The following is an 11,887-nucleotide window of genomic DNA, read 5'->3' on the forward strand; positions in this document are numbered from 1 at the left end:
CACGCTCAGATGGGGTAAGATGGTGATGGCTCATTGGTTCGATCTTCAATTAGGTAATTATTCATGAAAGATCGAAGTATAGCCGATGAGCCTTTATTCGTAAACCCACCGGTGTTGCATTTCATTTTTGAATCGGCGAATTGAGAAACGTTTTCTATTTTTCTAATATCTCCTTGAGGAGTTTCACCAAAATTTAAATAATAAGTCGTACAAGCTTTAGAATCAATTTCAGAGCTTAAAACACAATTATAATTCAATCCGAGTTCCTGGCAAGCAGCTTCCAAACCAAGCCGCATACCACCAATACCTGCAAATAAGTCTACAAAGTGTATCATTTCAAAAAATCTTGAATAAATTGAACGAGAGTTTTAAATTGTGTCTGAGTAAAAGCAACTGTACAATCGCTGTGTTGACAAATGGTCGAAATTGCAGATTTTCGTTGAAAGTTACCAGCCCCATCAATCACATAAGCAATTTTATTGCCTTGTCTATTCACGATCGCCCATTCTACTAACGGCTCTCAACCAGTAGACTCTAAAAGTTCGTATCGCACGATCGCCGATCGTGTCCTGTAAGCCGTTCCTCCCCATAGAAGCTCGTTCCGTCCTCAAAAGTGGGGTTATCTCCACTGCATTCGATCGCCCCCACTTCGTCAAAAACGATACATTAGTTATAGAACTGCAAGACTCCGTAACACAAACCACCACACTCGACCTGGGGGCGGAGGTGCAGTTCGCGATAGCTTAAACGCTACAAGGTCACACCAAGAGGTTGTATGGGTCGCAAATTATTTTCACAACTCAGTTCAAAACTCAAACCCATCTTAAAATCGCTGTTTTTAGCCGGACTCGTCGCCGTACTGTTCTTCTCCCACGTAGACGGCGCATTCGCCGCCCGTAGCGGCGGACGCATCGGCGGAGGGTCGTTCCGCGCCCCCACCCGCAGCTATAGCCCCCCCAGTAGCTCTTACGCCCCCTCTCGCGGTTATCCCGGTGGCGGCTTCGGCTTCCCCTTCCTGATTCCCTTCTTCGGCTTCGGGGGCGGTTTCGGCGGACTGTTCTCGCTGTTAATCGTCATCGCTTTCGCCAACTTCCTCGTCCGCAGTTTGCGCGGTATCGCAGACAGTGACGGCGGCGAAATGGAAGCCATGACGTCGAAGGTATCGGTGGCGAAGGTGCAAGTGGGATTGTTAGCGCAAGCCCGCGAGTTACAGTCGGAATTGGATAGTTTGGCGATGTCTGCGAACACTGAAACCGCAGTCGGACGCACGCAAGTTCTACAAGAAGCTTCGCTCGCTGTCTTGCGTCACCCGGAATACGTCGTTTACGCTCAGACGGACAACGATGTGACGACGATGAACGGTGCAGAAGCCAAGTTCAATCAATGGTCGCTCTCCGAACGCAGTAAGTTCGCTGAGGAAACTCTCTCGAACTATCAAAGTCAGTTGCGACAAGGGACGCCCTCGCTTCCTGGCGATGCTGAAGAGGGTGCGTTGGCGGAAACTCAAGCCCCTGGCGAGTACATCGTGGTGACGATTTTAGCTGGGGTTCAGGGGAATTTCCAACTTCCCAAGGTCGATAGTGCGGAGTCGCTGAACCAAGCGTTACGTCAGTTGGGCGGTGTTTCGAGCGATCGCCTGTTGGCGGTGGAAGTTCTCTGGACGCCTCAAGCTCAAGGGGATACGCTCTCCGCAGACGATTTGATGGCAGGATATCCGAAGTTACAAGTCCTGTAACGGCATTTTTCGAGAATTCTCGAGGCATTTTTCGAGAATTCTCGAACGGGGTGGACGCTGTCCGCCCTGTTTTTTATGGGAAGTTGCGGGGGAGGGTGCGATCGCTTTTTGTCAGCTAATTCCGAACGACCGGCGATCGCAACGGTTGATTTCCTGAAAATTGCCCCTCACCCCAACTCAGGCGAGCGAGCGTCAACTACTCTGGATTACCGATCTCGACAGTTCGATAGATCGGAACTGCATTTTGAGTTTTGGGAAAAACGATCAGATCGTAACGCCCCCTAGGAAAACCCCGATCGCCGCCCCCCAAAGTAAAGATAAAGCCATCGAGATCGTTGGGAATGGGAACGACTGAGTCAATTAAAACAATCGGCCCTTCTTGTAGGTTCGGATTTCCTTCAAGGTAGCGCCAAACCAGACGAAGATCGGTCGTTTCCTCGCTCTCCGTACTCGCAAATTTCATATCTACCGCAATTGCAGAGACGTTTTCTGAAAACGACTCGAGATCTGACGGACAAGTATCTTCCTCTGTGGCTTCACTGGGCGCTTCCTGCGATGCGTTTTCCCGAGACCCAATACAGGTACTTAAGTTGGTAATCTTAAGAGAAGACGGCGATAAGCTGGCAAGCTCGTCTAAATCGACCAGTTCTGGCCAAATTGAAAACTGAGTTGTGGTTTCTGGAACGAACAAATCCTCTGTGAGTGGCGATAACGTTACGGTGTAAGAACCGATACCGGCTGTCTCGAGTGGAAGTTCTAACTGAATGGGAGTGCCTTCTTTTACCGTGGCGTTCAATTCGGCGATCGATGTTTGCTTGTTGGGTTCGCTTTCGTAGGAAATCGCCACTTCAATTTCAGGTTCGCCTTCGGGGAGATCGTCGGGAAACTCTTCAGGAACGGCGGTTAAGTGGATAGAGTTGGGTTGGATGTACTGTTGTACGTTCTGCTCGCACTTCCCATCCTGGGGTTGAGAACAGAGTGCGATCGGCTCGAACTCTAAACGAGCCATACTACTACCGAGCGGTAGAGGGCTAAACAACAACACCACTAAAGCTAAAATAATACGTAATACGCGAGATTTTAAAAACGCCAGATTGGATTCAAATACTCCCTGAAGAGGAGGTAACAGGAGTAAAACCGCTACGAGAGCGATCGCCGCGCTGGGTATGGATTGCATTGCGATAAAGCCAACGACCATGATTATCGCAAAAGCGGTAAGAAACCATTGAATGAAGGTCAGCAAAATCCGCATAGCCGGAAATTTTCCTCATAAAAAAACTTAGTGTTGCTCGATTCTAAAATCGCAAAGCATTAGATTTGTATACTGTGGAATTTAATGAGTTAGATTGCATCGATCGCTCGATCTCCAATTCAATGGGAATGTCCTAAATCCGAGAACCTCTATTTTGGTTTTAAATAGAGCGAACAGCTCGAAGCTTCCATGCCACAGCATTGCATTTTTAGAGATCGTAGGACTTTGCGAGTCCGATCGGACTCGCTTGAATAACTACGTTCGACTGAACTCACTTTTCTACAGTATTCGTCAATTCTAATGGTATTCTGCACAGAAGTCTTTCACGAGGTCAATTCAATAGGTTTTCACGGCGATCGCTGACAAACCCTAGGATCGAACAGTAATTTCAAACCGTTCGACCTGTGCGATCGCTCTGAAAAATTGAAATTCCAAATTTTTTGACTATATTTTGACGTGAGTATGTATCTAAATAACGTGTAAAATATTAAAGAAAGCTCGATCGTTCGTGCGCCTCTTTTGCGAGTCAGACATTGGTGGAACGTTCGGCCAAGCTGAAACTCAAATACTACGAGCGAGCTATCCCATTACTCCGAATCGATGCCGAGTTCGCGAAGTTTTGCCGCTAAGCGATCGGCGCGTTGGCGTTCGGCTTCAGCCCGTTGGCGTTCGGCTTCGGCGCGTTGGCGTTCGGCTTCAGCCCGTTGGCGTTCGGCTTCGGCGCGTTGACTTTCTTCTTCGGCTCGCTGTTGCGCCGTTTCCGCTTCTTGTTGCGCCTTTTCGTCGGGACACAACACCAGGTTTCCTTCAGCGTCGTAAAACCGCAGCCAAAAGGTCTCGATGTGGAGAATCGAGCCTTCCCAAATTCCCAGCCATAGATTCAACTGAGAACACCACAACCAACCTCTCTCGTCGGATTCGAGTTCTTGATATCCCCCCGCATCGGTATCGAGATGCCAACCGCGTAAGGAGTTGCGATCGAACGGATCGAAGACAAAATAATCCGGCGTTCGGAAAGTCCGTTCGTAAATCTGTTTTTTCTCGTTTAAATCGAATTTGGCGGTACTCGGCGACATCAACTCGACGATGACATCGGGGTAACGTCCGTTTTCTTCCCAAATCACCCAACCTTGGCGATCGCGATTTTCTTCGACATCCAACACGGCGAAAAAGTCCGGCCCGCGAAAATCCCGATTTCTCGCTTGGCGACTGCTGTAGTAAATAAACATATTGCCGCCGACGAAGTAATCGTTGCGTTCCGCTAACGCTGAATCAGCGGACTCGATGAGGAGATTCATGGCGATGCGGTGGCGGTTGCTTTCCAAGGGTTCTCCGTCGTCGAAAATCAAGTCAGTCGGCGGCATGGGAGGTTCCCAGACTTCCGCTTCCGGCGTTTGGGGAACTGGTTCTGGGGCGAGTTCGGGGGACACGAGACGACCTCCCTGTTTGAGATGTTCTGGCTCGATTGTAGCGATGTTGGTTCTGTCGAAACCTGCGATGCAAGGCTTCTACAACAGAAAATCATATTTTTTGTCTATTACCATTCTTTATTTTATTTGTCAATAAGTCAATAAATTTAATTTAAAATCAAGTATTTATGCTTATCAGCGAAAGCGATCGCTCTAATTATAGATTTTTCTCTATGGATATTTACAAAGTTTTCCACTTTTAGCTATGATTGCAAACAATTAAGTTTTGCAACAGCATCGTTGCCGGAATTACTCGATCGACCCCAGAAAACGCGATCGAGGCGATTTCGCCTGCCTTCGATTTCTTGCGTTCGCTAGAGGTAACTGCATGAGTCACCTATTCAGCCAGAGTGCGTGGCTGCTTCCCTGCTACGCCCTTCTCGGCGCAATACTTGCGCTTCCCTGGTCGCCGGGATTCATCCGCAAAACCGGCCCCCGTCCGGCAGGTTACATCAACGCCATCATGACCTTTACAGCGTTCGGTCATAGCCTGCTGGCGTTAGTTGAAACCTGGAACCAACCTCCCCAAGCGCTTTCCTTTGCCTGGTTGAACGCACCGGGACTCAACATCAGCTTAGACTTAGAAATTTCCACCGTCGCCCTCGGTGCCTGCGTTCTCATCACCGGGTTGAACCTGCTGGCACAAATTTATGCGATCGCCTATCTCGAAATGGATTGGGGATGGGCGCGGTTCTACTCCCTCATGGGACTGTTCGAGGCGGGGATGTGCTTGCTGGTTCTGTGCAACTCCCTCTTTTTCAGCTATGTCGTCCTCGAAATCCTCACCCTGGGAACCTATCTCATCGTCGGGATTTGGTACAACCAATCTCTCGTGGTGACAGGTGCCAGAGATGCCTTCCTCACCAAACGGGTAGGCGACCTCATCCTATTAATGGCCGTGGTCGCACTGCTGCCCCTGTCGGGAACTTGGAACTTTACCGAACTGACCGCCTGGGCGAAAACGGCCGATCTCGACCCCACCTTAGCCACGTTGCTGGCATTGGCGTTGGTGTCCGGTCCGATTGCTAAATGCGCTCAGTTCCCCTTTCACCTTTGGCTGGACGAAGCGATGGAAGGTCCTTACCCGGCGACGATTCTGCGGAATACCATCATCGTGTCCACCGGGGCTTGGGTCCTGATTAAAGTGCAACCGATTCTCGCGTTGTCGCCGTTGGGGTCGAGTGTGGTGGTTGCGGTGGGGGCTGCGACTGCGGTGGGTGCGAGTCTGATTTCGATCGCACAAATCGACGTAAAACGGGTTTTGTCCTATCTCACCAGTGCCTACATGGGGTTGGTGTTCGTCGCCGTCGGTATCGGTGAAAACCACGCCGCCTTAGTGTTGCTGCTCACCTACGCCATTGCAATGGCGTTGATGGTGATGAGTACCGGAGGTGTCGTCCTCAACAACATTACACAAAACCTCACCCAGTACGGCGGTTTGTGGTCGCGCCGTCCCCTATCGGGAATTTCGTTAATCATCGCGGGTTTATCTCTAATTGCCATGCCGCCGTTGGGAGGCTTTTGGTCTCTCGTGGAAATTTCCGATGCCCTCTGGCAAAGTCGCCCCCTCTTGTTTGGCGTGGTGTTAGCGGTGAACGGCTTCGTGGCGTTCAGCGTGACGCGACTGTTCGGATTGATGTTCGGCGGAAAGCTGACGGACTTCACCCGACGTTCCCCCGAAGGCTTGTGGTTGCTGGTGTTGCCGATGATGTTGCTGGCGGGGTTTGCGTTGCATTTACCCCTGTTGTTGGCACAGTGGCAGTTGTTGCCGGATTGGGCGAGTTTAAATCGCTTCGTCGCGGTATTGATGACTTGGTCGAGTTTGGCGGGAATCGGCTTCGGCGCGTTGGTGTATCTCAATCCCAATTGGGAAAAACCCGTGCGACTCAATCCCCAAGCCCTGCAAGATTTCTTCGCCTACGACTTCTATACGCCACAGTTGTATAAAGCCACGGTGGTCTTTGCAGTCGATCGCATCTCCAAACTAATTTACTGGGTCGATCGCTACATCGTCGATGGCACCGTAAATCTCGTCGGTTTTGCCACCCTCTTCGGCGGCGAAAGTCTCAAATACAACACCACCGGACAATCTCAGTTTTACATTCTGTCGATCGTTCTCAGCGTTGCCGTCTTCGTGATTCTTGCTAGTTTCCCCTATCTCTCTCAATTCGCCACACTTTGGACGATGTTCTAACCCGCTATCTCCTTAACAAACCCTCTTTACAACAATCCTCACAACAATCCTTTTCCAAACCGCCAACAAACCGCCAACAGACAACGTTTAATTCTCAAACCCTCCTCGAACCCTTCTCGAATAATTCTCGAAACTCAACTGTTTTCGCGAACCCCTTGCTAATATGCTAAGCGCCCTCATTCTCGTTCCACTGGCGGCCGCCATCATCGTCGGCTTTACCAAATCGGGACAAACCGCCCGAACCCTCGCCCTTTCCACGGCAGGACTTCTCTTCGTGTGGACGCTGTGGTTGCTGTTCCAATTCGACCTCAGCGATACCGGATTACAATTTTCCGAATATCTTACCTGGGCCGAACCCATCGGCTTGAGTTACAGCCTGGGAACCGACGGCTTGTCCATGCCGTTGTTGATTCTCAACGCCCTCTTAACCGGCGTCGTCGTCTACAGCAGCAAAGCCAACACCCCCAGAGCTTCGCTGTATTACGCGCTGATTCTCCTCGTCAACGCGGGAGTGGCTGGCGCGTTTCTCGCCCAAAACCTGCTGCTGTTCGTTCTCTTCTTCGAGTTAGAACTGATTCCCGTGTACCTTCTCATCGCCATTTGGGGCGGCGAGAAACGGGGTTACGCGGCGATGAAGTTTCTGCTGTACACCGCCCTGTCAGGAATTCTGATTTTGGCAGCGTTTCTCGGTGTCGCTTGGCTGAGTGGAAGTTTCAGCTTCGACTACGACAGCATTTCCACCGAAAACTTACCCCTTCGCGCCCAGTTGATTCTGTTAACGGTGTTGTTGGTGGGATTGGGTATCAAAATTCCTTTGGTTCCCCTGCACACTTGGTCTCCCGACGCCTATGTGGAAGCTTCGCCTCCGGTAGCGATTCTCCTCGGTGGAATTCTGGCGAAACTGGGAACTTACGGACTGGTGCGGTTCGGATTGCAAATGTTCCCCAATACTTGGTCGGTTATTGCGCCGGGTTTGGCGTTAATCGGGGCGATTAGCGTCATGTACGGGTCGTTGAACGCGATCGCCCAAAACGATATCAAACGCATGGTGGCCTACAGTTCGATCGGTCACATGGGATACGTCCTCGTCGCCGCCGCCGCCGGAACGGACTTGAGCGTGTTAGGTGCAGTCGCGCAAATGGTCGCCCACGGCTTGATTCTGGCGTTACTGTTCAACCTCGTCGGCATCGTCGAAGACAAAGTGGGAACCCGAGAACTGCAACTGCTCAACGGTTTGATGAACCCCGTTCGCGGATTGCCCCTCGTCAGTGGGTTGTTGGTGATGGCGGGGATGGCCAGTGCGGGAATTCCCGGTTTGGTGGGATTTGCGGCGGAGTTTATCGTTTTCCAAGGCAGTTTCCCCATTTTTCCGATTCCGACTTTGGTTTGTATTCTCTCGTCCGGGTTGACGGCGGTGTATTTCGTGATTCTGCTCAACCGCACCTGTTTCGGTAAGTTGAACAACGAACTCGCCTATTACGATCGCCTGTCTTGGAGCGAACGGGTTCCGGCTTTAGTCTTATCGGCGATCGTTCTGTTTCTCGGCATTCAACCCAACTGGTTGATTCGTTGGATGGAACCCACCGCAACTATGTTAGCTTCGACCCTCCAACCCACTCAAGAAATCGTCGCCCAGAACGTGACTCAGCGTTAAGCACGTTTCCCCTCCTCCCCAGTCGTCCACAGAAACTCGCGTCATGGTTCGAGCAATTCCCAAACCCAAAACTCCGATTCCGCCGTCTAATCACGAATTCGCCGAGGTGATTCATCGCCTCGAAGCGGGGGGGTCTATGCTTCCCGACACCCCGGAAAACTTGATGCAAATCATCGGTATTTATAAAGCCTATGCCGTGCCGATGGATTTCTACTGGCGGGATTTGCTTTACATTGCCGAACGGGTGTTTCTCAACCCACTCCCGGCCTTCAAATATTTCTTACCGAAAGAGTATTTGGACTTACACAACCACTACGCTGGAGACACCGCCGATTTGCGAATTTGGCGGGGGGAAGCCACAGCACACCCGGAACTGTTGGAGTTCATGAAACGGGGCGAAACCCAAAAAATGCCCAAGCTGCTGCATCATTTGTGGCACGATCGCGTCAATATGGAATTCGCCGAAGCCTGTATGCGGGCGATGTTATGGCATCAAGGCATGGGGGGACGGTTTAACGATTACTTGGAAAGCGAGGAGTACGTCGCCAATGCCGATCGCGCCATCAAAGCCTATTTTAAAGGCAATCCGGTGATGTTGGGGCTGCACCAACTCTTCCCCGAAATGTTTCTCGAACAAGTGCGTCAACTGTCCTATTACGCCAATTTGGGGCTGTTTTGGGAAGTGATGGCGCCAGTGTTCTTTGAGATGTCCGACCTGTACGATGAAGGGAAAATGACTACAGTTCCCGAGGCGATGGATTTCTTGGTCAACGGCATTTTTGCCATCGCCGGACGCCCGATTTACCACCACGTTTATATCGGCGACGAGTGTTACGAAATTATTCCGAAATCCCAAGGGTTTACCTGGTTGTACGAGGCGGCGTTACCTTACGTTGAGGCGGTGTTTTACCGAACTGCACCGTTCCGAGGTACGAAGTCTTACAACGCGCAAGCGGGGCAGGTCCCGGACGAACAGAAGGATTTCCATTACGGCATTTTATACGCGGATGTTTTTCCGGTGGGAAGTGCGGGAATTCCGCCGACATTGTTAATGCAAGATATGTTGCATTTTCTGCCACCTTATTTGACGGAATACTATCAGAAACACTGTCGCGGTGAAGATGATATATTGATTCAGTTGGGGATTACGTTCCAGCGATCGATGTATAACGTTACGTCGGCGGTGATTCAGGCGTTGCGTCAGGCGTTGTTGTATCCCCTCGACGACCCCAATCCGAAGCATTTGATGAAAAATCGCGCGTTTTTTGAGGCGCAAATGGATCGGTTTTTACGTCCCGAGGCGCGATTGCGAGATATTCAATCTCGGGATTATCGTTAGCAGTTTGGTTTTCGAGTCGTTTAAATTCAGGGTAGGCAATAAAATTGCCTGCTCTTTTTTATTCAAGAGGTCTGCCAAAATCTCGAACTGGAATTTGTCTTTCAAACGAACGATCTTCTTCGAGTTTCGGTTCGTTAGATTCTGGCGTAACGTCCGGTGTCGGGGGCGGATTCAACTGAGCGTCCCAATCGGCGATGAGCCGTTGCGCTTCCGGGTAGGCTTCGCTAAACGACGGCACTCGTTCGGCGATGGACATGGCGCCGAAAAGGTCGTAAGTGGCGCGATCGCGGGCTAAATCGACGATCTGCCAACTCCAATCGCGAATCGCACCGTCTGCGTCGCCCCGCCAACTGCCATAGGACGAAATTCCGTTGGCCGTGCGGATTGCGGCTTCTAAAGCTTCTGGGGAACCGCCCTGGGCGATGTCGTAGGCTTCGTCGAGAAGTTGACGATCGCGCGCCGTTCCCGACCACTGTGCGATCGCGGTTTGGGCGTCATTATAAAGAGGACTGCTCGAGGGAATTTGTTGTGCGGTGGCGATCGCGTCGTTGAGATTTCCGAGGTTGGCCAACTGTTGGGCGCGGTTGAGAATCGGTCGGTCTTCCCGTTCGGCGATCGCACTTTGCCACTGATAAACCCACTGTTGCGCCTCGTCGTGGAGGGCGCGATCGCCCCCGATCTGTCTGGCTTGGGCGACAGCAGCTTGATAATCTCCCTGCTGCGCTAATTCCTGGGCTTTCCGTAAAATCGGGCGATCTTCGGAGGTTTCGAGGCGATCGCGCCAACGGGCAATTTCCTGCTGGGCTTCATCGTAGAGCGGCGTCGAATTCGACACCAGTTCAGCTTGGGCGATGGCCGCAGTCAAATCCGCCACGCTACCCGTGCGTGCCGTGTTTCGCGCGCGATCGAGCAACGCCACTTGATCGATCGCCCGTTGCCACCGACCGATGAGCTGCTGGGCGTCGTTATATAAAGGACTATCGATGTCTAGCTTTTGCGCTTGGGCGATCGCATTTTCCAAATTCGTGACCGTCGGTTGCCACACCAAGAACCGCGCCCGTGCTAAGGTCACGAAATCTCGCGCTTCGTCCTTGAGTTGCGTACTCGCCGGAACCCGACGGGCGATGGAAATGGCTTCCGTGAGGTTTCGCGCCTCCAACGCCGCATCCGCCAAATCGAGAAGTTGTCGTCCGTAGTCTTCGAGGGCGTCTTGGGCGATGGGATAGGCGGGACTTTCCAAACCAATTTGTTCGGCTAAGGCGATCGCCTCGAGAACACCGTCTACATCGCCGCGATTGGCGAGGTTTTGCGCGTTCGCGAGTTTGTTAGTATCTTCGCGGGCTTGTTGGACGCGCTGGGTAATTTCTTGATATTTCGTCGTCGCCCAATATTGGTTGTCCACCTCCAACAAGTTCGTCGCTTCGCGAAATGCTTCCGTCCAGCGTCGGTTTTTCAAGTGAGTTTCGATCGCTTCGTAAATCGTTTCAGCTTCAGTCCAAACCTGTTTCCAAGACTCGATGCGAAGTTCGATGGTGCGTTCTAAGGTTTGTCGCGGTTGAGGCGGTAACGTATCGGTGGGAACGCGACGGGCGATGTCGATCGCTTCGACGAGTTCGCCGTTTTGAAAGGACGTTTCGGCTAAATCGAGCAAGTCTTGCGTCCACATTTCCAGATGCTGGTCGATGGTGGGGCGCAATCCGCGATCGACGGGAACGCTACTGACGAGTTCGATCGCCTCGAGTAAATCTTCTGGAGTTTTCTTATTCGCCGCCAGTTGTCCGCAGTAGAGGCGCATCGACGCCGAAGCAGTCGGCCAGAAAATCGACGGACAGTTGGGAACGGCGGGCAATCGCAACAACAAAGCCGTGGCTGTAATTGCAGTCCCGATAGTACCGAGGCCGAACAACACTGCCCAAACTTGCCACGGGGGAAGTTGCAACCGTCGTTTCCCAGATCTCGCCGCATGGGAAGATTTACGACGACGCCGCCGAGACGAGGGCGACGCTGTGGGTGTCGATTGCAAAGCAGATTGGGATTGCGACGCCGTTCGCTTCGGTACAGAGTCCTTATGGACGTTCTTTCGGTTCAACGGCACACCTCGATCTCTCCTCATCACCAATACCCCTGGTTTCTCACGCAGAGACACGATCGATATCGTAACATTGTGTCTCAGTTCGAGGAGCTTTTGGAGAGGGGGAGCAGGGAAGAGGGGGAGAGGGGGAGAGGGGATGAGGGGGAGCAAGG

The 11,887-nt window shown here is 51.8% G+C and carries 9 protein-coding genes; 4 read left to right on the forward strand and 5 right to left on the reverse strand.

Features of this window, described 5'->3' with window-relative positions:
* Positions 1-5: 5 nt before the first annotated feature.
* Complete coding sequence (locus tag POG22_RS08745) at positions 6-335, reverse strand: DNA cytosine methyltransferase (RefSeq protein WP_498904769.1); 330 nt, start codon at positions 333-335, stop codon at positions 6-8.
* Positions 332-496 carry a hypothetical protein gene (locus tag POG22_RS08750; protein WP_498904770.1) on the reverse strand — a complete coding sequence of 55 codons (165 nt, stop codon included), beginning with the start codon at positions 494-496 and terminating at the stop codon, positions 332-334. The genes POG22_RS08745 and POG22_RS08750 overlap by 4 nt, the downstream gene beginning before the upstream one ends.
* Before the next feature lie 279 nt (positions 497-775).
* On the opposite strand from POG22_RS08750, the gene POG22_RS08755 reads away from it, so the two are divergent.
* On the forward strand, positions 776-1,735 hold the full coding sequence (locus tag POG22_RS08755) for a DUF1517 domain-containing protein (RefSeq protein ID WP_498904772.1): 960 nt from the start codon (positions 776-778) through the stop codon (positions 1,733-1,735).
* Between the two features lie 196 nt (positions 1,736-1,931).
* Here the strand turns inward: POG22_RS08755 and POG22_RS08760 are convergent, their stop codons facing one another.
* Positions 1,932-2,912 (reverse strand): hypothetical protein, encoded by a 981-nt coding sequence (locus POG22_RS08760; RefSeq protein WP_498904773.1) that lies wholly within the window; start codon positions 2,910-2,912, stop codon positions 1,932-1,934.
* 662 nt (positions 2,913-3,574) lie between these two features.
* Positions 3,575-4,417 carry a Uma2 family endonuclease gene (locus POG22_RS08765; protein ID WP_498904774.1) on the reverse strand — a complete coding sequence of 281 codons (843 nt, stop codon included), beginning with the start codon at positions 4,415-4,417 and terminating at the stop codon, positions 3,575-3,577.
* Between the two features lie 367 nt (positions 4,418-4,784).
* On the opposite strand from POG22_RS08765, the gene POG22_RS08770 reads away from it, so the two are divergent.
* From POG22_RS08770 to POG22_RS08780, 3 genes are all read left to right on the forward strand, one after another.
* Positions 4,785-6,650, forward strand: a complete 1,866-nt coding sequence (locus POG22_RS08770) for an NAD(P)H-quinone oxidoreductase subunit F (protein WP_498904776.1) — start codon at positions 4,785-4,787, stop codon at positions 6,648-6,650.
* A 163-nt stretch (positions 6,651-6,813) separates the two neighbouring features.
* Positions 6,814-8,304, forward strand: coding sequence for an NADH-quinone oxidoreductase subunit M (locus tag POG22_RS08775; RefSeq protein WP_498904777.1), 1,491 nt, complete (start codon positions 6,814-6,816; stop codon positions 8,302-8,304).
* A 43-nt stretch (positions 8,305-8,347) separates the two neighbouring features.
* On the forward strand, positions 8,348-9,643 hold the full coding sequence (locus POG22_RS08780) for a CO2 hydration protein (protein WP_498904779.1): 1,296 nt from the start codon (positions 8,348-8,350) through the stop codon (positions 9,641-9,643).
* A 58-nt stretch (positions 9,644-9,701) separates the two neighbouring features.
* On the opposite strand, the gene POG22_RS08785 is transcribed toward POG22_RS08780, so the two are convergent.
* On the reverse strand, positions 9,702-11,666 hold the full coding sequence (locus POG22_RS08785; protein ID WP_498904781.1) for an NACHT domain-containing protein: 1,965 nt from the start codon (positions 11,664-11,666) through the stop codon (positions 9,702-9,704).
* Between the last annotated feature and the right edge of the window lie 221 nt (positions 11,667-11,887).

This window comes from Geitlerinema sp. CS-897, assembly GCF_028368005.1.
In the GTDB taxonomy this organism is placed as follows: Bacteria; Cyanobacteriota; Cyanobacteriia; order Cyanobacteriales; family Geitlerinemataceae; genus Baaleninema; species Baaleninema simplex.